Consider the following 24,012-nt stretch of genomic DNA (forward strand, 5'->3'; position numbering starts at 1 on the left):
CCCGGGGCCGCACGCCTGGGCCCGGCGGCCGATCGGTCAGCCGGGGTGGATGCCCATGCGGCGGGCGGTGGCGGCGGCCTCGGTGCGGTTGGCGGCGCCGAGCTTGGCCAGGATGTTGCTGACGTGCACGCTGGCGGTCTTGGCGGAGATGAAGAGGCGCTCGGCGATCTCCTTGTTGGAGCGGCCGACGCTGAGGTGACGGAGGACCTCCAGCTCGCGCGCGGTCAGGCCGTGCGCCGCGTCGGTGCGCCGGGCGGTGCCGACGCGGCCCGCCAGGTCCTTGGCCGCGGCGAGGATCGGGGCCGCGCCCAGCTCGGTCGCGAGGGCGGCGGCACGGTCGAGGCGGGCGGCGGCCAGGTCGCGGTCACCGTGCGCGGCGGCGTGGGCGGCGGCGCCGACCAGGACCCGGGCCAGGGAGTGCGGCCGTTGGAGCCGTTCCCAGGCGTCGATGACGCCCTGCCAGCCGCCGTGCCCGCTCTCGGCGTCGAACGTGGCGCGGTACGCCTCCTGGAGCGGGCCGTACGAGCTGGTGGCGGCGGCGCGTTCGGTGAACGGCGCCAGCTCCTCGGCGGTCTCGGCGGCGCGGGCCGCCACGACCAGGCACGGCCAGGCGTAGCGGGCGTCGTCGGGCCGCCCGACATAGCGCGCCGTCTCCGCGAGATGGGCCAGCGCCTCCGCCCGCCGGCCCTCGGCCAGCATCAGCTCCGCTTCGAGCTGCACCATGGGCAGGTACTCCTGGAGCCTGCGGTCGATCTCCCAGGCGCGGGTCTGGCGGCAGAGGGCGGTGCGGTGCCGGGCCTCGGCCAGGTCGCCGCGGGCGAGGAAGATGGCGCCGGACAGTTCGAGCAGGCCGGCGCGGTGCGGTCGCGGCGGATCGCTCTCCAGCGCCAGCTCGATGACGCCGAGCGCCTCGTCCCACCGGCCCAGCGAGCAGAGCGACTCGGCGTAGTTGATCGACAGGAAGGTGCCCTGGGCGCGGAACCGGCCCAGCTCGCGGGTCAGCTCCAGGCCGCGGCGGGCCGTCTCGACCGCCTCGGCGTGCCGGCCGGAGCCCTCCAGGAAGTGGGTGCGGTTGATGTAGGAGCGCACGTGCTGCTCGTCGATGCCGTGCGCCGCGGCGATCCGCTCGGCCCGGTCGATCAGCTCGACGTTCTGGGCGGCGTACGCCAGGGAGTCCTCCTGGAGGCAGGCGAGCGTGAGCAGCGCGCTCGCCTGCGCCTGCGGATCGCCCACCTTCTCCGCCACGGCGAGCGCCTCCTCGGCGGCGGCCTGGGCCTCCTCGCTCGCCTTGCCCATGAACACGTACTGGGCGAACCCGGCCAGCGCGCGCGCCCGGGAGACGGCGGGCGTCTCGGGCGGGATCAGCTCGATCGCGGCGCGCAGGTCGTCGAGCCAGCTCTGATGCCCGGCGCGGTGCTTCATCTGGCCGCGCCGTTCGAGCAGGAACGCGCGCCGGTGCGGGTCGTCGACCTCGCGCAGCGCCGCGGTGGCGAGCCGGATCCCGCGCTCGCTGTCGCCCGCCCGGTCGGCGGCGGTCACCGCGTACTCCAGCACCGTGTCGTACGGCTCGCCGATCTTGGCGGCGGCGTCCGGGACGCGGTCCCACAACTCCAGGACGCGCTCCAGCATGCGCAGGTCCTCGGCGTACGCGGCGGCGCGGTCGGCCTCCTTCGCCGCCCGCCAGGCGGCGATCAGCGCCCACTCCACGTTGTGCGCGGCATGCCAGTGGTAGGCCAGCTCGGCGGCGGCCCGGCCGGGCGGCACGAGCGAGGGATCGGCCTCCAGCGCCTCGGCGCAGCGGGTGTGCAGCCGGGTGCGCTCGCCCGGCAGCAGGTCGTCGTGCAGCGCCTCCCGGATCAGCGCGTGCCGGAACGCGTAGCCGTCGCCGTCGACGGCCAGCACGTTGCCGGCCACCGCGGGGCGCAGGTCGCGGCTGAGGCCGACCTCGCCGAGCCCGCTCACCGCGGCGAGCAGCCGGTGCTCGATCCGCGCGCCGCCCGCGGAGGCGATCCTGAGCAGCTCCTGGGTCTCGTCCGGCAGCCGCTGGACGCCGGCCAGCAGCAGGTCGCGCAGCGACTCGGGCAGCTCGCAGGCGATCTGCCCGTCGGCCTCCATGAGCGCCTCGACGAACAGCGGGTTGCCCTCGCTGCGGGTGTAGAAGGCCTCGACCCGGTCCGCGCCGGGCTCGCCGCCGGGCCGCAGCCGGGTCATCAGCTCGCCGACCTCGCGCCGCGAGAGCCGCCCCAGCTCGTGCCGGCCCACGCGGTCGACGCGGTCGAGCTCGGCCAGCATCGGGCGGAGCGGGTGGGTGCGGTGCAGCTCGTCCGACCGGTAGGTGACCACGATCATCAGCGCGCCGACCGCGCCGAGGTTGCGGACGAGGAACGCCAGCAGGTCGCGCGACGACCGGTCGGCCCAGTGCGCGTCCTCGATCACCAGCACCACCGGCCCGGCCGCGGCGAGCCGTTCCAGCAGCGTCAGCACCAGCTCGAACAGCCGTGCCTGGAACTGCCCGGTGCCGTCGTCGTCGCCCGGCTCGCCGAACTCGGGCAGCAGCCGCGCCAGCCCGGCGGTGCGCCCGCCGACCAGCTCGGCGACGCCGTCCGCGCCGATCTCCCGGACGAGCCGCCGCAACACCGCGGTGAACGGGGCGAACGGGAAACCGTCCACGCCCAGCTCGAGGCAGCCGCCGACGAGGAGCCGCGCGCCGGCCTCCTCGGCGCGGCGCCCGAACTCGCGCATCAGGCGGGTCTTGCCCACCCCGGCCTCGCCGCCCACCAGGACCGCGCGGGCCCGCCCGGCCCGTGCCTCGGCGAACGCGGCGTCGAGCGTGCCCAGCTCCGCACCCCGCCCGACCAGCACCGGGCTCACCAAGCTGACATTCACCTCATCAATATGCCATCGGCGCCGGGCCCCTTGGCACGGAGGCCGCGGGAGCCGGTCACCCCGTGGGGGTGATGAGCCCTGGCGGGGCTGGGCTTTCCATGGAGGTCGCCGCGCGGCGGAGGCCGCGGCGGCTCGGCATTGGAGGTACCCATGGCAGGGACAGCGGAGCGCAAGCCGGTCTCCGGATGGGCGGTGGGCTTCGTTCTCTTCGCCGGCATCATGATGATCATGGCCGGCGTGTTCCACGCGATCGCCGGGTTCGCGGCGATCCTGGAGGACGAGTTCTACGTGGTCAACCGCAACTACGCCTACGAGGTGGACGCGACGGCCTGGGGCTGGATCCACCTGATCCTGGGCATCGTGGTGGCCGCCGCGGGCTGTGCGGTCATCTCGGGCCGCCTCTGGGCACGGATCATCGGCATCGCGCTGGCGGTGGCGAGCGGGATCGCCAACTTCTTCTTCATCCCGTACTACCCGTTCTGGTCGCTCCTGCTGATCGCGCTCGACGTGTTCGTGATCTGGGCGCTCTGCGTCTACGGGCGCGAGGACGCCCGCCGCGTCCCGCAATGACACGACCCCGGTGACACCGGCAACGGCACCGGTTCAGGAGCAGGGGCGGCCCGAGGACGGGCCGCCCCTGCTCCGTGCTCATGCCGTGTCCTCGGTGTCCTCAGTGTCCTCGGTGTCCTCGGTGTCCTCAGTGTCCTCGGCATCCCCGGTGTCCTCGTCGTCCTGGGAGGGCGGGAGCCGGCGGACCCCGATCAGCTCGAATCCGAGCGACTGGATCCGGCCGAGCACGCCGTAGAGCCCGGCCTGGTCCAGGCCGTCACTTCGTAGTACCGTCTCCGCGGACCGCACCGTGACGGTGAGGTCGTCGAAGGCCCCCAGGAAGGCGTCGCTGACGCGGCCCCTGATCCGGAACTCGTAGCGTGATCTCTCCACGTCGATTCCCCGTTCCCTCCCTGAAGCCGCGACGGAACGAACCCTGGCGCGAGCATCCGTGTAACCGGCAGGTGAACGGCTCACTCTCGGCGGGTGACCGGCACCGGATCTCACCCGGGTGAGACCGCCCGGGGGTGATGACCGGTCACCCGATGGCCACGGACATTGACGGAGCCGACCCGGATGGGCGGCCGCTCCCAAGACCCGCGAGGGGGAGGCCATGTCCGTGACGCCGTTCCACACCCCGCCAAGCACGATCACGATTCCCGTCCGGCAGTCCTGGATCATCGAACGCCCCCGCCTCACGGCACGGCTGGAACGCGGGGTCCGCGGACCTCTCACCGTCGTCACCGGCCCACCGGGGGCCGGCAAGACGGCACTGGTGGCGGCATGGGCGGGGCGGCGCGATCCGGTCGGCCGGCTCGCCTGGACGACGTGCGAGCGCGGCCTCGACCGGGCCCGGTTCTGGTCCCGGGTGGTGGACGCGCTGACCCTGGCCGGGGCGATCGGGCCCGGCTTCACGCCGGTGATCGACCGCCCGGGCGGGGCGGGCGACCTGTTCCTGGCCGATCTGGCCGCGGCGCTGGCCGGCCGGCCGGACCCGGTGATCCTCGTGCTGGACGACTTCCAGGCGCCGCTGTGCCCCGGCGTGGCGGCCGGGGTGGCGGCCCTGATCGAGGCGGCGTGGCCGTCCCTGCGCCTGGTGCTGGTCGGCCGGCACGACCCGCCGCTGCCCCTGCACCGGTACCGCCTCGCGCAGCGCCTCACCGAGATCCGCGGTGACGCCCTGGCGTTCGGGGAGCGCGAGGGCAGGGCGCTGCTCGCCCAGCACGGGGTCGACCTGCCGGGCGGGCTGCTCGACGCGCTGCTGCGGCGCACCGAGGGCTGGGCCGCGGGCCTCCGGATGGCGGCCATGTCGATGGAACGCCGGTCCGACCCGCTGACGTTCGTGGCACGGTTCGCCGGGGACGACCACGCGGTCGTCGGGTATCTCCTGGAACAGGTGCTGGACACCCAGCCGGAGGAGGTCCGGCGGGTGCTCCTCCGTACCAGCGTCGCCGAACGGTTCACCGCCGGGCTGGCACTCGAGCTCGCCGGCCCGGAGGCTTCCGCGGTCTTCCCCACCCTGGTCCGGGAGAACTCCTTCGTGATGCCGGCCGGCGACGAGTGGTACCGGTACCACCACATGTTCGCCGAAGGGCTGCGGCTGCTCCTGCGGCACGAGATGCCCGGCGAGATGGCCGTGCTGCACCGCCGGGCGGCCCGCTGGTTCAGCGGCCAGGGGCTGCTCGCCGACGCGGTGGGGCACGCCGTCCAGGCGGGCGACTGGACCTATGCCTGCCGGTCGGTCGTCGACGAGCTGGCCGTGGGGGAGGTCCTCGGTCTCCGCGGCGATCCCACCCTCGGCGAGATCTTCCTCACCATGCCGGAGAACGTGATCACCTCCGCCTCGGATCCGGCGCCCGCGCTCGTGGCCGCCACCGCGGCGCTGGGGCGCGGTGACGACCGCGGGTGCGCGCGGGCCCTCGGCCGGGCCGTGGCCGTGTCGGCGGAGTCGAGCGCGGAACCGGGCGCGGGGACGGGCTCGGCACCGAACGCCGCGGACCGGCTGACGATCGAGATCCTGCGCATCGCGCGGGCCGCCCACCGGCCGTCCGGCGAGGAGCCGTCGCTGCGCGCCGCGCTGGCGACGGCCGAGGAACTCCTCGCCGGGTTCCCCGACGAGCTCGTGGCCCGCCGTCCCGAGCTGCGCGCCCTGATCAGCGGCGCGCGCGGGACGGCCGACTTCGCCGCGGGAAGGCTGGCGGAGGCGGCGGGCGCGTTCACGGCCGCGATCCGCGCGTCGGCGGACTGCGGGGCCGACTACACGCGGCGCGACAACCTCGGCCGCCTGGCGCTCGTCGAGCTGCTGTCGGGGCGGTTCGAACGAGCGGCCGAGCACGCCGGCAAGGCGGCGCAGGAGGCGCGCCGGATGGCCGCGTCCGCGCACCTCGCCCGCGCCTGGGTGAGCCTCGAACGCCACGAGCCGGCCGAGACCGGGAGCGAGCTGGACCGGGCCGACCTCGCGCTCCGGGAGTCCTGGGAGGACGGGCGGCGCCCGGCCGACCCCTGTCTGCCCGCGTTGCACGGCCTGGTGGGCGGGCGGGCCGCGCTGGCCGCGCGCCGGCCGGACCTGGCGCTGGACCGGCTCGCCGCGGCCCAGGCCACGAACCCGCCGCGCTGGTTGTCGCGGCGCCTCCTCGTCGTCGAGGCGGCGGCCCACGTGCAACGTGGCGACGCCGCCGCGGCCCTCGGCGCGCTCGACGGGCTCGACGGGCACGGCGGCGCCGAACCGGTGGAGGCGGTCGTCGTGCGGGCGCAGGCGCAGCTGGCGGGCGGCGAGCCGGAGCGCGCGGCGCGCACGCTGCGCCCGGCCCTGGCGGGGTCGGCGTCGATCCCGCCGGACGTCCGGGTGGCGGCCTGGCTGCTCGACGCCGAGATCGCCTACGGCTCCGCCGACACCTCGCACGGAAGGCGTTCCCTGGACCGGGCGCTGCGTCTCGCCGAGCGCGAGCACATCCTGCTGCCCTTCGCCATGGCCCTCCACTGGCTCGCCCCGGTGCTGCGGCACGATCCCGAGCTGCAGCGCGCGCACCAGCGGCATCTGGACTCGCTGAACGTGGGCCCCGAGGGACGTTCCGAACCCGCCGACCCCGAGATCGTCGAACGGCTGAGCGCACGCGAGCTGGAGGTCCTCGTCCTGCTCGCCGGCATGCTCACCACCGAGGAGATCGCGCTGGAGATGTACGTCTCGGTCAACACGGTGAAGACGCACCTCAAGAGCATCTACCGCAAGCTGGCGGTGACGCGGCGCGGCGACGCGGTGCGCCGTGCCCGCCAGCTGACGCTCATTTGAGGATGCCGCGCTCGCGGGCACGCCGGACGGCGTCGCCCCGCGAGGTGGCGCCGAGCTTGCGGTAGATGGCGCGGGTGTGCGACTTGACGGTGTTGATGGACACGAACAGCCGCTCACCGATGTCGCGCTGCGAGAGGCCGCCGGGCAACATCCGGAGCACGGCCTCCTCGCGTTCGGTCAGCGGCTCGACGGTCATCCGGCTCGTCCGGGTCAGCTCGGCGAGGCGGCGTTCGGTGTCGGCCAGCCGGGCGGTGAGGTGGGCGTGGTCATCGGCGGGCGGCGTCAGCAGCTCCCCGGTCTGCTCCAGGAGAACGCGGGCACGTTCGGGATCGCCCATGTCGAGCTCCAGCCCGGCGAGCGCCAGCAGGCTGTGCACGGTGGGCCAGTCGGAGAGGCCCACCATCCGCCATCTGATGCGGAGCGCGTGCCCCAGCTCCGCCCGCGCCTTCTCCGCCTTGCCGTCACGCGCCGCGGCCAGTCCGGAGGCGATGAAGGCCAGGGACAACTCCGCGGCGTCGTGCAGGCCGAGCACGTCCACCTCGCGGCGCGCGACCAGGGCGAGCTCGTCCGACTGCCCGACCCGGCCGAGCTCACCCTCGACCAGCGACAACACCGACAGGGCGAGGGGCCGCGCGGTGGGAATGCCGGCCTGGCTCTGTGCCGCCTCCTTCAGCGGCAGCACGGCGAGGTCGAACGCCCCGGCGCAGTAACGGGCGTACCCGAGGAGGAGCCGCGCCTGGGCGAACCACGGCGACGCCGGGTCGTCCTCGAGCGCCACGGCGGTCTCAGCCGCGGTGAGCATCGACCGCACCCCGTCGAACCCGAACTCGGCGCGGACGAGCGCGACCGCGGACCGCAGCTCACGCGTGCCGTCGGGCAGCGGCCCGCTGGAAAGCCCGAAGCCCTCCGCGACGGCGAGCCAGTGCCGGGTGCCGTGCCGGTCACCGTTCAGCGCCGCGACCCGGGCGGCGCAGATCGCGGCCGCGGGCTGGGCCGCCAGCCGGTCGTCCCCGATGTCCCTGAGCCAGCCGTGCAGCGTCGCCGGCCGGCCGGTCGGCGCCAGCCGCGGCAACCCCTGGATGATCAGCCGGAGGGCGCCGTCGCCGTCGTCCGCCGCGAGCATGTGGCAGACCGCCGCCTCGATGTCGCCCTCCAGCTCGTGCCAGGAGGCGGCGCGGCGGTGGAGCATCGGCACCGTGGCCGACTCGACCAGGCTCAGCCGGTCGAACAGGAACTCCCGGAAGAGCCGCCGGTAGCGGTACCAGCTGCGGTTGCCGTTGAGCGGGACGACGAAGAGGTTCGCGCGTTCGAGCCGTTCGATGAGCGCGGCGGCGTCCGAGGTGCCCGCCACCGCGTCGCAGAGCGGCGGGCTGAGCCGGTCGAGGATCGAGGTGCGCGCCAGGAACCCGCGCGTCTCGGGCGACAGCGTGCGCATCACCTCGTCGGTGAAGTAGTCGACGACGTTGCGGTCGTCGCCGCCGAACCGCCGCAGGACCGCCGCCGGGTCGCTGGCGTCCCGCAGCGAGAGCGCGGCCAGATGGATTCCCGCGGGCCAGCCCTCGGTGCGGCGCAGGAGCTCGTCCACCTCGGGCAGGCCGAGCCGCAGGCCGCTCACCCGCTGGACGAGCCGGAGCGTCGCCTCCCGGCCGAACGCCAGCTCGGCGGCGCGCACCTCGGCGAGCTCGCCGGAGATCCGCAGCCGGCTCAGCGGAAGCGCGGGCTCGGCGCGCGCGACCAGCACCAGCTGGAGCCGCGGCGGCAGGCCGGCGATGAACCGGGCCATCTGCGTCAGGCACTCCCGGTCGCGCACGGCGTCGAACCCGTCGAGCACGAGCACCATCGGGGCGTCGCCCTGCGCGAGCCGTTCGGTGAGGAGCTGCTGGAGGGAGTCGTCACCCTCGGGCTGGGCGGACCCGTTGCCGGACGGCATCGTCCGCAGCGGGTCGTCGCGGCCCGAGGCCTCGCTCAGGCCGGCCGCGATCTCCGTCCACAACGCCCGCGCGTCGTTGATCCCCTCGTCGAAGGAGATCCAGGCGGACGGCCTGGACTCCTCCGGACGCGCCAGCCACTGCGCCACCAGCGTGGACTTGCCGTACCCCGGTGGAGCGCACACGAGGACCACACGAGTGCGCCGCCGTCCGGCCAGTAGCCGGAGAAGCACGGGGCGTTCCACCCACTCCGCTCGCGTGTCGGGAGGCCGGTGCCGCGTGGCGGCCGCCTCGTCTCCGGGGGGACCGGAGCCTCGCCGTGGCGTGATCCTGTTGCGCCGTCGGATCGCTCTCATCATCAACCCGACCTTCCAGTCGGGATCTTGATACATGACGATGGTCCGTTCACCGTGTCCAGCCGTCAAGCTCCCCTCGTGCGACGTGCACCCGATCACCGGGGACGTGTCGTTGCCTTCCCCGCCTCGTCAGGGAATCGATGTCGAAGGGGTGGCCGATATGGGTCAGGCCGAAGCCGGGGTGATGTTGTAGATCTCGGCCTCCCACCCTGACAGCTCGATGTAAAAGCCCGGTTCCGCCATTTCACTTCCGTCACGCTCGTACCAGGCGCCCGTCAGGACGCTGCGCAGCTCCCACGTACCACCGGCGAGGTCGTCCCAGCCGGAGAGCGGGATCCGGGCCTGCGCCGGGCCGCCGGTCAGGTTGACGACCACCAGGTGCCGTCGCGTCCCGCCGGTCCACGACCAGGCCAGCACGCCCAGGTGCGAGGCGTTGTCCGGCCAGCCCGCGGTGTCCAGCAGCCGCCAATCGCCGCCGCGCATGCCGCTGTCGCGCACCGCGGCCAGCAGGCGTTCGTGGAAGGCGCGGAGCCCGGTGTCGGGCTCCTCGTCCGGCCGCCGGGCGAGGAAGACCGGCAGCCGGACGCGCCGGCCCTCCAGCTGGCCCTCGTGCCAGAGCGAGGCGCCGGGCAGCGTCGCGACCACCACGGCGGCGGCCCGCTCCTTCTCCGGGCCGAACGCGGCGGCCGCGCGGGGCTCGTCGTGGTTCTCCAGGAACCGGACGAGCCCGCGCTGGTAGCCCAGGCCCGCCGTCAGATGGGCCCGCACCTGCTGCGGGCCGTCCGCCACCAGCCGGTCGTACAGCCGCTTGTCGTAGCAGAAGTCGAAGCCCTGACCCTGGAGCTGGAACTCCAGGTCCCAGTACGCCTCCGCCACGAACGTCATGTGCGGGTGCCGCGCGCGGACCGCGGTGAGCACGGTCGGCCAGAAGTCGTCCGGCGGAGCCGCACCCGCCCGCGGCCCCCACGTCCGGGTGAACACCTCGTTCATCATCAGCATCGCCATGTCGCAGCGCACCCCGTCGCACTGCTCGCCGATCGACGACAGGACCTCGGCGGTGGCGGTGCGCAGCCGCGGCGACAGCGCGTTGAGCTGCACGACGTCGGGCCACGGCGGGAAGAACGGGTCGCGGCCGCGCGCGTAGACATGACCGCCGACGGCGATGAAGGCCGAGGGATCGCGCTCCTGGTCGGCCTGCTCGGACTGGACGAAGAACTCGGGATGTTCGAGCAGCCAGGGATGGTCGGGCGCGACATGGTTGGGCACGTAGTCGAGATAGAGCCCCAGCCCGCGCCGGTCGAGCTCGGCGCGGGCCACGGCGAGCCCGTCGGGACCGCCCAGCCGCTCGTCGGCGACGTACCGCCGGACGCAGTACGGCGACCCGGCGATGTCGGCGTCGCCCAGGTCCGGCAGCACCGCGCGGAACGTGCCGGCCAGGTCAGGGTCGGACAGCGCGATGCCGCGCCCGGCCGGGCTGCGCTCCCAGACGCCCATCAGCCAGACGACGTCGGCCCCCGGCACGGCGAGCTCGTCCCAGGCCTCCTTGGGCAGGCTCCGCAGATCCATCCGGGCGCCGCCGCCGTGCCGCCGTTCGATGTCGGTCAGCCACGCCAGCGTGTTGACCTCGTAGATGACGGGGGCGGTGCTCATCGGCCCGTGGCCTCGTCGTCACCGGGCAGCAGGTCGCCGGCCGTCAGGCTGCCGTAGAGGACCATGAACGATCCGACCAGGGCGGTCCAGCCGGTCTGGTGGCTCGCGCCGATGCCGGCGCCGTCGTCCCCGTGGAAGTACTCGTGGAAGAGCACGAGGTCGCGCCAGTGCGGGTCGTCCTGGAAGGGGCGCTGCCCGCCGTACACGGGCCTGCGCCCGTCCGGACCGCGCAGGAAGATGGCGCCGAGACGCCGCGCCAGCTCCCTGCTGACCTCGTACAACGTCATCCGGTTTCCGGAGCCGGTGGGGCACTCCACGGTGAACTCGTCGCCGTAGTAGGCGTACAGGTTGAGCAGCGCCCGCAGGATCAGCGCGTTCATCGGCACCCACACCGGCCCGCGCCAGTTGGAGTTGCCGCCGAACATCCCGCTGTCGGACTCCGCCGGGAGATAGGCCACCTGGTACACCTGGCCGTCGGTCCGGAACTCGTAGGGGTTCGCGGCGTGGTGGCGCGACAGCGACCTGATCCCGTGCGGGCTCAGGAACTCGTCCTCGTCGAGCAGGTGGGCCAGCACGGCGCGGAGCTTGTCCTCGTCCATCAGCGACACCAGCCGGCGCCCGCCGACGCCGGGCGTGCCGGCCGCGGAGACCCGCCGCGCCAGGTGCGGGTGGCGCCCCGCGAACTCGCGGATCTTGTCGAGCAGCAGCCGGTCCTCGCCCTCCGGCCGCGGGACGAAGACGGTCGTCGCGCACAGCGGCAGCAGACCGACCAGGGACCGCACCCGCAGCCGTTCCGCCCGGCCGCCCGGCAGCCGCAGCACGTCGTAGAAGAAGCCGTCTCCCTCGTCCCACATCTCGCTCTCGACGTCGCCGACCCGGTCGACCGACGCGGAGATCCACAGGAAGTGCTCGGCGAACTTGACCGCCATCTCCTCGTAGACCGGGTTGACGTCGGACAGCTCCATCGCGATCTGCATCATGCACTGCGCGTAGAACGCCATCCACGCGGTGCCGTCCGCCTGGTCCAGCAAGCCGCCGGTGGGCAGCGGCGCGCTCCGGTCGAACACGCCGATGTTGTCCAGCCCGAGGAAGCCGCCCTGGAAGACGTTGCGGCCCTCGGGGTCCTTGCGGTTGACCCACCAGGTGAAGTTGAGCAGGAGCTTCTGGAAGACCCGTTCCAGGAAGTCCCGGTCACCGCCGCCCGTCCGCCGCCGCTCCTCCTCGTAGACGTAGCGCGCCGCCCACGCGTGCACGGGCGGGTTGACGTCGCCGAAGTTCCACTCGTACGCGGGGATCTGGCCGTTGGGGTGCAGGTAGCGGTCGCCCAGCAGCAGCTCCACCTGGTGCTTGGCGAGGTCCAGGTCGACGGCGGCGAGCGCCACGGCGTGGAACGCCAGGTCCCACGCGGCGAACCAGGGATACTCCCACTTGTCCGGCATCACGATCACGTCGTGCGCGTCCATGTCGAACCAGGCGTGGTTGCGGCAGTCCGACGGCGTCCACGGATCGAGACCGTGCTCGGCGAGCCAGGTCTCGACGTCGTACTCGTAGTACTGCTTGCTCCACAGCAGGCCGGCCATCGACTGCCGGACCACGAGCGCCTGGTCGCCGCTCAGCCCGGACGGCGCGGTGAGCGCCTCGTAGAAGGCGTCCGCCTCGGCGCGCCTGCTGCGCAGCACCTGGTCGGCGACGGCGAGCGGCTCGGCGGCCTCCTGCGCCGACAGCCGCAGGTCGATGGTCGCCTCCCCGCCGCCCGGCACGACCAGCCGGTAGTGCGCGGCGGCCTTGGTGCCGGCGCGGTCCGGGTTCACCGCGTCCTTCTCGCCGTGCACCACGTACCGGTCGAAGGCGTCCTTCACGTACGGCGAGGCGCTCGCCGTCCCGTGGATCCGCTCGTTGTCGGTCTCGTTCTCGGTGAAGAGCAGCTCCGGGCCGCCCTCGCAGTACAGCCGGTAGGTGCCCAGCTCGGGATGTTCGGCCCGGATCACGCCGGGCGCGTGCTCGTGCAGCATCGGCCGCGCCGGCCGGTCCCCGCGCCAGGTGTTGCGGAACCACAACGTCGGCAGGACGTGCAGCACGGCCTCGTCCGGCCCGCGGTTGGCGACGGTCACCCGGATCACCAGGTCGTCCGGCGTGGCCTTGGCGTACTCGGTGAACACGTCGAAGTAGCGGTCGTCGTCGAAGACCCCGGTCTCCAGGAGCTCGAACTCGAACCCCTCCCTGCCGCGCTCGCGGTTCCTGCGGATCAGCTCCTCGTACGGGTACGCGGCGTGCGGGTACTTGTAGAGGAACTTCATGTACGAGTGGGTCGGGGTGCTGTCGAGGTAGAAGTAGTACTCCTTGACGTCCTCTCCGTGGTTGCCCTCGCCGTTGGTGAGGCCGAAGAGGCGTTCCTTGAGGATCGGGTCGCGCTCGTTCCACAACGCCACCGACAGGCACAGCCGCTGCCGGTCGTCGGAGACGCCGCCGAGGCCGTCCTCGCCCCACCGGTAGGCGCGCGACCGCGCGTGGTCGTGCGGGAAGTGGTTCCACGCGTCGCCGTTGTCGCTGTGGTCCTCCCGGACCGTTCCCCACTGCCGTTCGCTCAGGTACGGACCCCACCGCCGCCACGGCGCGTCCGGGGCCGCCGACTCGCGAAGCCTTGCTCGTTCAGCGTCCATGCCCTCAGCCTCCGTCCGGGAGCGTCGCTGGGCTCACCTTCCGTCCGGAACCGGCCGGACGGGTTCATCCGCCACGGGTGATGCCGCGCCCCTCCGCCCGGCCGCACCGTGAGGCCACACGGCGATGGGACGGCGATGGGAGGGACCATGGTGTCCGAAGCGACCGGGGGAGCCCCGGTGACAGGTCGTGCGAGCGCGGCCACCCGCATGCTCGACGCGGCCTGGGGCGTCGCCCTGGCGGCCGGCCTGCTGACGCTGGCGCTCGGCGTCGCGCTCGTGGTGTGGCCGGAGGCGAGCATCAAGGTCGTCGCGATCCTGTTCGGCCTCCAGCTCATGATCCACGGCGTCTTCCGCATCGCGCAGGCGATCATGGCGCATGACGGCGGCGGGACGCGGGTGCTGTACGCGCTGATCGGCGCGCTGTCGTTCCTGGTCGGCGTGCTGGCGCTGCGCAACATCCTCCAGACCGTCATCATCCTGACGCTGCTCTTCGGCCTCTTCTGGCTGATCGCCGGGATCCTGGAGTTCGTCAAGGCGGTGACCGACACGCACGAGCGGCACCGCGGCTGGGCGATCGCCCTGGCGGTGCTGACGACGCTGGCCGGGATCTTCGTCCTGGCCTATCCGGACGTCTCGCTGCTGACGCTGACGATCATCACCGGCATCTGGTTCATCACGTGGGGCGCGCTGGTCAGCGGCATGGCGATCTGGATCCACCGCCAGCCCGCCTAGCGCGCGGGGTCACCGCGCCTCGTCCGCAAGGAGATCATTTCGGTCGGGCCGGCCGCCCGCCGATCGTGGCGGCGAGCTCGGCGCGGCCGGACACCCCCAGCTTGGCGTACGCGCGCCCGAGATGGTTGTCCACGGTCCGGACCGACAACGACAGCCGGCTCGCGACGGACTTGCTGCGCAGCCCGGTCGCCACCAGCAGCGCGATCTGGCGTTCGCGCGGCGTGAGCGCGGCCAGGTCGTCGTCGCGCTTCAGCAGGGGCGTCCGGGGCGTGATCGCGCACGACGCCAGGATCGCGGTCAGCCGGGCGCGGGAGGCGTACATGGCGGGACGGTGCCGGGTGCCCAGGTCGCGGTGCGCGCGAACGGCGGCGGCCGCGGCCTCGGCGGCGTGGACGCTGAGGCCGAACCCGGTGAAGGCCGCGGCGGCATCGTCGAGGGCGGGCCCGTCGGCGGCGGCCAGGGCCGCGCAGGCCCGCGCCATCGCGGCCGAGAGCGGGGTGGTGAGCGTGTCGGCCAGGACGGTGAGCGGGGCGAGCGCCTCGTGCGGGCGGTCCATCCGTGCCAGGTCGTACCAGGCCAGGATCTCCACGGCGGGCTGCCCCAGCGCCCGGGCCGCCTCGGCCGCGCGGCGCGCCCGGCCCGCGGCCTCGTCGAGGTCTCCCGCGGCGGCGACGGTCCAGGCCCGGTCGAGCGCGATCCACGGCCCGGCGAGGGGCGGCGGCTCGGGGCACCGGGCGGCCTGCCGCATCCGGCCGGCGGCGGCCTCGGCGTCGCCCGTCAGGGCGGCGGTCGCGGCGAGCTCGGCGAGGAGGAACCCCGCCCACGGCGTGCCGTCGGCGAGCACCGCCGCTTCGACCAGCGTCGAGCGCGCGGCGGCCAGGTCGCCCTGCGCCTTGGCGAGCACCCCGCGGCAGGCCGCCCACCCGGCCGCCGCGCCCCGGTCGAGACGCTCCGCGGCGTGCTCGTACTCCTCGTCCGCGAGCCTTCGGGCCTGGTCGACATGGCCGGTGACGACGAGGGAGGCGAGGGAACGTATCCAGCCGCCGTGGACGCCGGAGGTGTCCGCCCCGGCCTGGTGCGCCGCCCCGGCCAGCCGTTCGGTGAGCATCAGGTCGGGCCCGGCCGAGGCCCGGCGCGCGGCGTCCAGCAAGGTGGCCGCCGGTGGGGCGGCGCCCGCGTCCAGGGCGCGCGACGCGCGGTCGGCCACGTCGCCGCGCCGCCGTCCCGGCAGGTCGGCCAGGGCTTCGGCCACCACCTCCCGGATCCGCAGAACGCGCGCGGCCGGCAGCGTCGTCCGCAGGATCTCGGCGTCCAGCGGGTGGCCCGGCCGCGCCGTGCGCCGCCGCTCCGCGGTCTCCTGAACGATCAGGCCGCGGGCCCCGGCGGCGGTCACCGCGCCGCCGTCGAGGAAACCGGCCTGGGCGAGCCGGCCGAGAACCGCCCAAGGGAGCGGCCCGGCGCAGGAGACGACCTCCAGCACCGCGCGCTCCGGCTCCGGCAGGGCGGCGAAGGCCGCCTCAGCGGGCGCCCGCAGCCCGGCGCCATAGCGGCGGCCTGACGGGCTCCACGACCACTGGCCCTGGCGGTGCGCCAGCGACCCGTCGGCCGCCGCCCCGGCGAGCAGTTCGCGCAGCGTCCAGGGGTTGCCGGCGGCCAGGCGGAGCAGCTCGCGCCGGGTCACGGTCTCCACCTGGGGACCGAGCGCGGCGTCGACCAGCGCCTCCATCTCGGTGGCGCCCAGCGGATCGAGGTCGGCCCGCCGGACCAGCCCGTCGCGCCAGAGCGCGTCGACGGCGTCGGGAGCCGGCTCGTCCGGCCGCACCGTCGCCACCAGGGCGACGAGGCCGTGCGCGACGAGCAGGTGCACCGCCGACGCCGACTGCTCGTCCAGCAGGTGCGCGTCGTCGACGCACAACACCAGTGGCCGCCCGGCCGCCCGCCGGGCCGCCGCGCGCACCATCCGCCGCAGGCCGTCGGAGGTCCCGCCGCCGGTCCGCCCGTTCACCGGGAGCAGCCCGGACATCGCGCCGAAGGGCACCGCGGACGTGGAGCGCGTCACGCTCAGCCACTGCGCGTCCCAGCCCGCGCGCCCCGCCATCGCCTGGGCCTCGCGCACCAGCCGCGTGCGCCCCGCCCCGGCGGGGGCGGCGAACAGCACGCCGCCGGGCCCCCGCGCCCCGAGCGTCGAACGGATCATCCCCAGCTCGGCCTCCCGGCCCGTCAGCGGCCACCGGTCGGCCCTCACCGCCGGTCCCTCGTGCGATCTCGCCATGGTCTCGACCTCCCGTGACCCATTCGTCATCACCGGTGTCCGGAGATTGGACGAATTTGATTACGGGCACCGGGCCCGGGTTTCGGTCGAGGGTTCAGCCGGGATTCAGCTGCTTCAGATACCGGTCCGGCAGGGTTCAGCCTCCCTGGCGGGGCGTGTTGAAGATCGTCACGTAGAGATCCTCCACGACGGACTCCTGGCCGGGGCCGGTGGCGCCGAAGTGGTCGAGGCCGGGGGAGGCGTTCAGCTCGAACAGGACGTAGTCGCCGGCGGGGTCCTTCAGGTCGGGGCAGGCGAGGTCCACGCCGCAGAACGTCAGGCCCATCGCGGCGGCGGCGTCGATCGCGAGGTCGCGCCAGCGGGGCGCGACGACGCCGGTCAGGTCCTCGGCGGTGCCGCCCGCGGACAGGTTGGAGATGTCCAGCAGGGTGACGATCTCGCCTTCGAGGGGGACGTCGGTGAGCTTGCGGTTGTTCTGGCGCAGGCGGAGCCGGACGCGCTCGCGGTGCAGGTCCCAGCGGATCTCCCGGCCGCGGGCCGCGACCCGGTCCTGCAAGCCCGTCATGAGCTCCTCGATCGTCGCGACGCCGTCCCCGGTGACGGCGAGCGGCATGCGCGCGTAGGCGAAGATGAGCCGCCCGTCGAGGACGACCAGCCGGTGGTCGGGGTGGGTGACGACCTCCTCCACGAGCGCGATCTTGATGCGCTCCCGCGCGTACTCCTCCAGCACCCGGTCGATCTGCTCCTCGTCGTGGCAACGCCAGACGCCCAGGCCGCGCGCGCTGTCGCCGGGCTTGAGGTAGACCGGGAAGCCCAGCTCCGCGCGGACGTACTCCGGCAGCGAACGGGTGTCGACCATGGCGTCGAAGCCGCGGGCGGCGAGCCGGGGACGGATCTGGTCGGCCCACCACGGCAGCAGGAACGCCCTGCCCCGGGGGCAGGAGAACCCCGCGCGTTCGAGGAAGTCCTTGGTGTAGGCCTTGTCGTTGGCCAGCTCGTAGGCCGTCGAGGAGTTGAGGCCCACGTCCGCGCCCTTGGTGATCCGGATCGCGCCGTTCCGGTACCTGATCTTCGCGATGTAGCCGTACTCCGGCTCGACCTCGACGGACGCGACCTCGGTGAGGCGCCCCTCCCGGTACAACTTCAGCAGCCTGCGGGTGACCGACGGGTAGTGGTCTTCGCGCGTCATGTCCGTTACCCCCGAGGGATCTCCGGGTCGTGTTCCGAGCACAGCGTGTCCGCCTGCAGGTTCACGAGGTTGAAACGGCAGGTTACGGCGGTCGCGGTGCCCTCGTCACGGCGGGCGTGGGCGAGGTTGGCGGCGCTGGCGGCCGTGTTGGGGTGCGCGGGGCCCAGCCTCCGGGTGAACGCCTCCAGGATCGTGCGGTGCTCGGCCTCGGCCTCCCCGGCGCGGCCCGTCGCGCGCAGCAGGCAGGCCAGGTTGTTGCGGGTCGTGAGAGTGGCCGGGTGGTCCTGGCCGAGAACGGTGGCACGCGCCTCGGCGGCCGTCCCGAGCTCCGCCTCGGCCTCCTCCGGCCGGGCCAGCATGAAGAGGGCGACCCCGAGGTTGTTGCGGCTGGTGAGGGTGGCCGGATGCGCGGGGCCGAGCACGCGCAGCCGCGTGTCCAGGATCGATCCGTGCCGCTCCGCCGCCTCGTCCCAGCGGCCGCGGCGGCCGATGACCGCGGCCAGGTTGTTGTGGCTGATCAGCGCGCCCGGATGGTCGGCGCCGCGATCCCGGCCGCGCGCCTCCATGACGTCGCGGTGCATGGCCTCGGCCTCGTCCAGGCGGCCCAGGTCGCCGAGGACGACGCCGAGGTTGTTGAGGCTGGTGAACGCCGCGGGATGCGCGTCGCCGAGGACGCGCGCCCGCGCCTCGTACGTGGCGCGGTGTTGCGCCTCCGCCTCCCGGAGCCTGCCCTGGGCGCGCAGGGCGAGCCCGATGTTGTTGCTGCACGCGAGCGTCGCCGGATGGTCGGGGCCCTGCCCGCGGCTGCGCGCCTGGTGCGCGGCGCGGTGCTGGGCCTCCGCCTCCTCCGCGCGGCCGAGGGCCAGCAGCACGAACGCCAGGTTGTTGCGGACGCTGACCGTGCTCAGGTGGTCGGGCCCGAGGGTGCGGGTCAGCACGTCGAGGACGGCCCGGTGCTCGGCCTCCTCCTCCTGCCAGCGGCCGAGGTAGCCGAGCACGCCGGCGAGGTTGTTGCGGTTGGTGAGGGTGTCGGGGTGTTCGGGCCCCAGGACGCGCTCCTGCACCTCCAGCACCGCCCGGTGCTGCTCGGCGGCCTCCTCCAGGCGTCCCAGCACCCGGAGCATGAGCGCCTGGTGGTGCCGGCTGTCGAGGGTGGTGGGATGCTCGGCGCCGAGGTACTCCTCCAGGATCCCCTCCGCCCTGACCAGCATCGTGTGCGCCAGGAGCACCGCGCCCTGGGTCGCCAGGAACCGCGCGGTCGCGTAGAGCATCGTGCCCAGCTCTTCGGGCTCGCGCCCCGCGGTGTAGTGCCCGGCGATCTGCTCGATGTGCCGCGTCAGGGAGTGCCACGTCGGCCAGTGGGACATGTCGGCGGCGGGATCCCCGGCGGGCAGGCCCGCCCGCAGCCACGCCAGCGCCACGTCACGGGGCTCGGGCTCGCCGCCGCCGGGCGTCCCGGCGGCCTCCAGGACGACCGCCTGGGTCAGCCGGTGCAGGCTGACGGTGTCGTCGGTCAGCGTCACCATGTTGTGGGACGCGAGCACGCCGAGCGCCTCGTCGACGTCCTCGTCCAGCGGCTCGCCGAGCACGTCGCGGGGCACGTCGTCGGGCGCGTAGTGCGCCAGGCAGCGCAGCAGCCAGACCGCGCCCGGCGCCCGCGTGCGGATCGACTCCACCGTCAGGTCCCACAACCTGGCGATGGTCAGCTGCGCCTTGTCGCCCTGCGCGGCGGCGCGGTAGGCGCGGGCGGGCTGCTCCCGGAGCCTGCGCAGGTAACGCTGGGGCGAGACGCTCGCCTGGCGCATGTACGCGGCGGCCTGGTCGAGCGCCAGCGGCAGGTGGCCGAGCTCCGCCGCGATCTCGGCCGCCGCCTCCCGGTCGGCGTCCGACGTCCGCCCGGTGATGCCGGTGATGAGCGCGACCGCGTCGGCCGGGTCCAGGACGTCCAGCCGGAGCGCCGACGTCCGGCCCGGCCAGCGCACGTCGCGGCGGCTGGTCACCAGGATGTGCCCGCCCTCGGCGCTGGCCAGCAGCGCCTCGATGTCGCCCGGATCGTTGACGTTGTCCAGCAGCAGCAACCAGCCCGGGTGGGAGCGCAGCCAGCCCAGCGCCCACGCCGCCGCGTCCTCGGCCGGGGCCGCGCGGGCCGCCTCCGGTGCCAGCCGGTACGCCAGCTCGGCGAGCCCGGTCTCCAGCCGGCGCGGGCTCTCGGCGGTGATCCACCACACCACCGCGTAGCCGGCCCGGCGGCGGTGCGCGTACTGCAGCGCGAGCTCGGTCTTGCCGACGCCGCCGAGCCCGTGCAGGGCCTGCGTGATCACCACGTCGGAGCGCGCGGCCAGCGTCTCGGCCAGCCGCGCGAGCACGTCCTCGCGGCCCACGAACACCGGCGTCGGCGCGCGGGGGAGCCGGACGACCCGTCCGGGCGCGTCCACCCTGTCCGGCGGCGGGAGCCGGGGCGGCGGCACCACGGACACGTACGAGTTGTCGCCGGTGACGATGATGCTGTCGCTGATCGTCCCGGCGGCGACCGAGCGTTCGCCCACCGCGGAGATGGGCCGGCCGTCCGGCGGGTCGCCCGGCGGGGCGGCCGGCGGATCATCCGGCGCGGCGACCTCGCTCATCCGCGGACGTCGTTGTCATCACCCGTCACGACGATGCCGGAGATGTCGCGGGCCACGACCGACCGTTCGCCCGAGGCGCCGTTCGAGCCCGGCGGCACCGGGGGCGGCGCGGGCGGCGGCGGTGGCGGTGGCGGTGGCGCGTTCCCGCCGGAGGCCCGACGCATGGCGACGAGCCCGTACACCGAGGCGCCGAGCCCGGCCAGGCCGACGAACGCGCCCACCGAACTGGCGATCTTGTCGGCCTTGTCGAGGCCGACGACCACGAAGAGCACGCCCAGCCCGACGAGTGCCGCACCGCCCAGCACCGCGCCGATCCAGAGGGCCCGCGAGTGTCTCATGGCGCCCATCATCGAGGGCGCGCGCGCCCACGCTCCGCTTCCGGGCCACTACCGGCCAGTGATCGGCGGGCCGGGTTCGGCGGGGCCGGGATCGTGCTCTCCGCGAGCCCGCCCCGGCTATCCCCGCTCGACCCATTCCTCGTAGAGGCGGGCATCGCCGCGCACGCCCCTGGCGACGATCTCGAGCATCATCTCGTCCGTCCCGCCGCCGATCCGGCACACCCTCAGGTCGCGCCAGAGCCGGGCGAGCGGCGTCTCGTCCTCGAGGTAACCGGACCCGCCGAAGAACTGGAGGCACTCGCTCGCCACCCGTTCGCCGAGGCGTCCCGCCACCGCCTTGATCCCGGCGATGTCGCACACCGTGACCGGGGCCCCGGCGTCGAGCTCGGTGACCGTGCCGTACAACCCCCGGCGCGTGATCGTCACCTCGCTGACCAGGTCCGCCAGGCGCAGCCGCAGCGCCTGGTGGTCGACCAGCGGCCGGCCGAACTGCCGGCGGCGCCGCAGGTGGGTGGCGGCCAGCGTGAGGGCGAGGTCGAGCGTCCCCATGATCTGCGCGCTGATGGCGAGCCGCTCGTACATGAGCCCGGCCAGCAGGGCGCTGAGCCCGTGCCCCGGGCGCGCCACGACGGCCTCGTCCGGCACGTGGGCGTCGATCGACAGCCGGGCGGTCTCCAGGCCGCGCATGCCCGCCGTCCGCAGCCGCTTCACGACCTCCACGCCGTCGCGCTCGACCAGGACGACGGCCGGCCCGTCCTCCGCGCGGCACAACACCAGCACGAGATCGGCGGCGGCGCCCGGCGAGACGAACCACTTCGTTCCCCGGACGCGCCATCCGGTCCCGTCGCGGCGCAACTCGGCGCCGACCGCGGACAGATCGGACCCCACGTCCTTCTCGGAGGTGGCGACGCAGCACACGGCCGTCCCCGACAGGCCCCGCTCCAGGGCGTCCTTCGCCAGGTCGGTGCGCCCGAAGCGGTAGAGGAGGGGAAGCGCCGCCTCCAGGTGCAGGCCGACGCCGATCCCGATCCCGCCGAGCCCGGCCCGGCCCATCTCCTCGCTCAGCAGGACGCTCCGGCCGAGGTCGCCGTGCCGCCCGCCGGTCCACCGCTCGTGGAACAGCCCGGCCGAGCCGAACGCCGCGACCGCCTCCCGGGGGAAACGGCGGGCGTCCTCGGCGTCCGGCAGCAAGGGCGCGACCCGCTCGCGGATCAGGGCGCGGACGCGGTCACGGAACTCGGCGGCGTCGCCGGCGGCCCCTCCCAGGGAGAGCCGGGCGCCCAGGCCGGCGTGTACCGAGGCGACCGGCGGAACGTCCTCGACGTGCGCTCGGGAAAGGGTCACGACGCGCCTCTCTGGGATGCGGGCCCGGGCCAGGCGGAGAAACCGCGCAGCCCGTACAGCAGCGGCGTGTCCGGCCGCCAGTCCAGGGCCTGGACCCGGCCGAAGACCACCGCGTGGTCGCCCGCCGGCACGATCTCGCTCACCTCGCAGTCCGCCGTCGCGAACGCGGCGGTGGTCAGCCAGGGCGCCCCCGAACGCGGGGCGGGGCGCCACGGCGTGAGCAGGAACCTGCGGCCGTCCGGCGAGGCGAACAACTCCGCGGTGTCCTGGCCGCCGGCGTGGAGGAGGTTCACGGCGAACGCCCCATGCCCGCGCAGCGCTTCGAGCGTGCCGCTGCGTTCGCCCAGGCACACCAGGAGCGTGGGCGGGCACAACGAGACGCTGGCGAGCGAGGTGCACGTCAGCCCGTGCGGCCGGCCGTCCCCGCCGAGGCTGGTGATGACCGCGACACCGGTGGGGAACGTGCCCATGAACGAGCGGTGGTCGGCGGCCGTGACCGCGGCCGTGCCCGTGCCCGTGTGCGCCGTCCCGAGGTCACCGGCCATGAAGCTTGCGCAGGTAGTCGTGGTTGGACGGCAGCTCGGCCACCAGGGACCGCTGGGTCCGGCGGATCTCGTCGAAGAGGGGCTCGGCCAGCTCGGCGGACCGCGGCTTGTGCGCGACCAGGGGCAGCGGGCGCTCGGGGAGGTGCCCGAGCCCGGCGAGGATGCAGTAGTAGCTGCCGTTGGTCCAGAAGTTGCGGAACTCCGCCTCGAAGTTGGAGTAGTAGGTGTTCTCGTCGTTGACCGGCTGGTTGATCGCGATCCCGGCCCGGTAGGTCTCCAGCTTCTCCTGCAGCGCGTCCGACAGCCGCAGCTCCTTGTTGGCCCGCCAGAACTCGGTGTCGTCGCGCGGGCTGAAGTAGAAGTGCGCCTGGATGAAGTCGCGCATGTCGTCGAACATGACCTCGATCGACTCGTTGAAGCCGTCGACCAGGGCGGGGTTGAAGGTCCGGTCGGGGAAGTGCTTGACCAGCTGGTGGGCCGCGGCGTACGCGAAGTAGATCCCGGTCGACTCCAGCGGCTCCAGGAAGCAGTTGGCCAGGCCGACGCTGACGCAGTTCCTCACCCAGGCCCGCCGGTTGCGGCCGACGCGGAAGCGGATCTGGTTGAGCGGGGTGTCGTCGGGGTCCAGCCCCCACAGCCGGCAGAAGTCCTTGGTGGCCTCGTCGCGGCCGGTGAACCTGCTGGAGAAGACGTAGCCGGTGCCGAAGCGCCCCAGCAGCGGGATGCGCCAGGTCCAGCCGTTCTCCATGGCGATCGCCGAGGTGTAGGGCTCCACGCCCTCGGCCTCGTCGTCGTGCGGGATGGCGGTGGCCACCGCGCTGTCGCAGAGCAGGTAGTCGTTCATGTCGATGAACGGCTCGCCGAGCGCCTCGTTGATGAGCAGCCCGCGGAATCCGGAACAGTCGACGAAGAGGTCGCCCTCGACGGTGCGGCCGCCGCGCGTGCGCAATGCGGAGATGTGGCCGCGCTCGTCGAAGAGCACTTCCTCCATGTGGTCTTCGAGATGGACGACGCCCTGTTCGCGGACCGACCAGCGGCGCAGGAAGTCCGCCACGTGCTGGGCGTCGAAATGCCAGGCGTAACGGGTGGCGGGACGGCCGTCGGCGAATCGCGGCGCACGCTTGGCGTCCATGATCGCCGGTTCGGTCATGCACGCGTAGTCGAACGGGCCGGGGTCAGGGCCGCCGCCGTGCTTCTTCGCGAGCCAGTAGTGCGAGAGCGGTATTCCGTCCTGCTCGGGGAGCAGCCCGAACGGATGGTAGAAGTGGTCGGGACCGCCCTGGAAGTCGCGGCCGGTCGGCTCGCCGGGACCCGGCGTGCGCCAGTTGACGAACTTGACGGCCGTCTTGAACGCGGCGTTGCACTCGCGCATCCACTCGTCCTCCGGGATGCCGAGATAATCGAAGAACGCGCTCTGGAGATTGGGAATGCTCGCCTCGCCGACACCGATTCTGGGCACCACGGGGGATTCCAGCACGGTGACGCGGACCGTTCCCTGCAGCGCCTTGCCCAGATAGGCGGCGGTCATCCAGCCCGCCGTGCCGCCGCCGAGAACCACTACGTCCTTGATTCGGTCATCCGTCATGACGCTGATGTAAACAATGACCCCTATACACGCCCTATATCGGAGCCCTATGCCGGACCGGGGCC

General features: G+C 73.9%; 15 protein-coding genes. 3 read left to right on the forward strand and 12 right to left on the reverse strand.

Annotated features, from left to right (window positions below; genetic code table 11):
* Positions 1 to 36: 36 nt before the first annotated feature.
* Positions 37 to 2,886: an AAA family ATPase gene (locus ABZ810_RS28070; RefSeq protein ID WP_358408294.1), complete on the reverse strand. Its 2,850-nt coding sequence runs from the start codon at positions 2,884 to 2,886 to the stop codon at positions 37 to 39.
* 150 nt (positions 2,887 to 3,036) lie between these two features.
* Between ABZ810_RS28070 and ABZ810_RS28075 the strand changes: the two genes are divergently transcribed.
* Positions 3,037 to 3,456, forward strand: a complete 420-nt coding sequence (locus ABZ810_RS28075; RefSeq protein WP_358408296.1) for a hypothetical protein — start codon at positions 3,037 to 3,039, stop codon at positions 3,454 to 3,456.
* A 78-nt stretch (positions 3,457 to 3,534) separates the two neighbouring features.
* Here the strand turns inward: ABZ810_RS28075 and ABZ810_RS28080 are convergent, their stop codons facing one another.
* Positions 3,535 to 3,828, reverse strand: coding sequence for a hypothetical protein (locus tag ABZ810_RS28080; protein WP_358408299.1), 294 nt, complete (start codon positions 3,826 to 3,828; stop codon positions 3,535 to 3,537).
* A 220-nt stretch (positions 3,829 to 4,048) separates the two neighbouring features.
* On the opposite strand from ABZ810_RS28080, the gene ABZ810_RS28085 reads away from it, so the two are divergent.
* A complete protein-coding gene (locus ABZ810_RS28085; protein WP_358408302.1) occupies positions 4,049 to 6,724 on the forward strand; it encodes a LuxR C-terminal-related transcriptional regulator in 2,676 nt (891 codons plus the stop codon).
* Here ABZ810_RS28085 and ABZ810_RS28090 read toward each other — a convergent pair.
* From ABZ810_RS28090 to ABZ810_RS28100, 3 genes are all read right to left on the reverse strand, one after another.
* The gene (locus ABZ810_RS28090) at positions 6,717 to 8,837 is read right to left on the reverse strand and encodes a LuxR C-terminal-related transcriptional regulator (protein WP_358408305.1); all 2,121 of its coding nucleotides are present in this window, start codon (positions 8,835 to 8,837) and stop codon (positions 6,717 to 6,719) included. The two genes, ABZ810_RS28085 and ABZ810_RS28090, sit on opposite strands and share 8 nt — an antisense overlap.
* Before the next feature lie 336 nt (positions 8,838 to 9,173).
* On the reverse strand, positions 9,174 to 10,658 hold the full coding sequence (locus ABZ810_RS28095) for a hypothetical protein (protein ID WP_358408307.1): 1,485 nt from the start codon (positions 10,656 to 10,658) through the stop codon (positions 9,174 to 9,176).
* The gene (locus ABZ810_RS28100; protein ID WP_358408309.1) at positions 10,655 to 13,318 is read right to left on the reverse strand and encodes a hypothetical protein; all 2,664 of its coding nucleotides are present in this window, start codon (positions 13,316 to 13,318) and stop codon (positions 10,655 to 10,657) included. The genes ABZ810_RS28095 and ABZ810_RS28100 overlap by 4 nt, the downstream gene beginning before the upstream one ends.
* A gap of 177 nt (positions 13,319 to 13,495) precedes the next feature.
* Here ABZ810_RS28100 and ABZ810_RS28105 point away from each other — a divergent pair, with 177 nt between their 5' ends.
* A complete protein-coding gene (locus tag ABZ810_RS28105) occupies positions 13,496 to 14,050 on the forward strand; it encodes a DUF308 domain-containing protein (RefSeq protein WP_358408311.1) in 555 nt (184 codons plus the stop codon).
* A gap of 34 nt (positions 14,051 to 14,084) precedes the next feature.
* Here the strand turns inward: ABZ810_RS28105 and ABZ810_RS28110 are convergent, their stop codons facing one another.
* The 7 genes from ABZ810_RS28110 to ABZ810_RS28140 form a co-directional block, all read right to left on the reverse strand.
* The gene (locus tag ABZ810_RS28110) at positions 14,085 to 16,322 is read right to left on the reverse strand and encodes a LuxR C-terminal-related transcriptional regulator (protein WP_358408313.1); all 2,238 of its coding nucleotides are present in this window, start codon (positions 16,320 to 16,322) and stop codon (positions 14,085 to 14,087) included.
* Between the two features lie 136 nt (positions 16,323 to 16,458).
* Complete coding sequence (locus tag ABZ810_RS28115) at positions 16,459 to 17,511, reverse strand: hypothetical protein (RefSeq protein WP_358408315.1); 1,053 nt, start codon at positions 17,509 to 17,511, stop codon at positions 16,459 to 16,461.
* A gap of 5 nt (positions 17,512 to 17,516) precedes the next feature.
* Positions 17,517 to 20,135: an FxSxx-COOH system tetratricopeptide repeat protein gene (gene fxsT / locus ABZ810_RS28120; RefSeq protein ID WP_358408317.1), complete on the reverse strand. Its 2,619-nt coding sequence runs from the start codon at positions 20,133 to 20,135 to the stop codon at positions 17,517 to 17,519.
* Positions 20,132 to 20,473, reverse strand: a complete 342-nt coding sequence (locus ABZ810_RS28125; RefSeq protein WP_358408318.1) for a hypothetical protein — start codon at positions 20,471 to 20,473, stop codon at positions 20,132 to 20,134. Before ABZ810_RS28125 ends, fxsT begins: the two co-directional genes overlap by 4 nt.
* 117 nt (positions 20,474 to 20,590) lie before the next feature.
* The gene (locus tag ABZ810_RS28130) at positions 20,591 to 21,817 is read right to left on the reverse strand and encodes an acyl-CoA dehydrogenase (RefSeq protein ID WP_358408320.1); all 1,227 of its coding nucleotides are present in this window, start codon (positions 21,815 to 21,817) and stop codon (positions 20,591 to 20,593) included.
* Positions 21,814 to 22,362: a flavin reductase family protein gene (locus tag ABZ810_RS28135; RefSeq protein WP_358408322.1), complete on the reverse strand. Its 549-nt coding sequence runs from the start codon at positions 22,360 to 22,362 to the stop codon at positions 21,814 to 21,816. Before ABZ810_RS28135 ends, ABZ810_RS28130 begins: the two co-directional genes overlap by 4 nt.
* Positions 22,352 to 23,947, reverse strand: coding sequence for a tryptophan halogenase family protein (locus ABZ810_RS28140; protein ID WP_358408324.1), 1,596 nt, complete (start codon positions 23,945 to 23,947; stop codon positions 22,352 to 22,354). Before ABZ810_RS28140 ends, ABZ810_RS28135 begins: the two co-directional genes overlap by 11 nt.
* Positions 23,948 to 24,012 lie beyond the last annotated feature (65 nt).

It is taken from the genome of Spirillospora sp. NPDC047279, from assembly GCF_040643285.1.
Classification (GTDB): Bacteria; Actinomycetota; Actinomycetes; order Streptosporangiales; family Streptosporangiaceae; genus Spirillospora.

Excerpts from the sequence above, each read along its gene's own strand:
- ABZ810_RS28115 (WP_358408315.1), bottom strand. The coding sequence starts at position 17,511 with ATGACGCGCGAAGACCACTACCCGTCGGTCACCCGCAGGCTGCTGAAG.
- ABZ810_RS28125 (WP_358408318.1), bottom strand. The coding sequence starts at position 20,473 with ATGAGACACTCGCGGGCCCTCTGGATCGGCGCGGTGCTGGGCGGTGCG.
- ABZ810_RS28110 (WP_358408313.1), bottom strand. The coding sequence starts at position 16,322 with ATGGCGAGATCGCACGAGGGACCGGCGGTGAGGGCCGACCGGTGGCCG.
- ABZ810_RS28075 (WP_358408296.1), top strand. The coding sequence starts at position 3,037 with ATGGCAGGGACAGCGGAGCGCAAGCCGGTCTCCGGATGGGCGGTGGGC.
- ABZ810_RS28095 (WP_358408307.1), bottom strand. The coding sequence starts at position 10,658 with ATGAGCACCGCCCCCGTCATCTACGAGGTCAACACGCTGGCGTGGCTG.
- ABZ810_RS28085 (WP_358408302.1), top strand. The coding sequence starts at position 4,049 with ATGTCCGTGACGCCGTTCCACACCCCGCCAAGCACGATCACGATTCCC.
- ABZ810_RS28135 (WP_358408322.1), bottom strand. The coding sequence starts at position 22,362 with ATGGCCGGTGACCTCGGGACGGCGCACACGGGCACGGGCACGGCCGCG.
- ABZ810_RS28140 (WP_358408324.1), bottom strand. The coding sequence starts at position 23,947 with ATGACGGATGACCGAATCAAGGACGTAGTGGTTCTCGGCGGCGGCACG.
- fxsT (WP_358408317.1), bottom strand. The coding sequence starts at position 20,135 with ATGAGCGAGGTCGCCGCGCCGGATGATCCGCCGGCCGCCCCGCCGGGC.
- ABZ810_RS28100 (WP_358408309.1), bottom strand. The coding sequence starts at position 13,318 with ATGGACGCTGAACGAGCAAGGCTTCGCGAGTCGGCGGCCCCGGACGCG.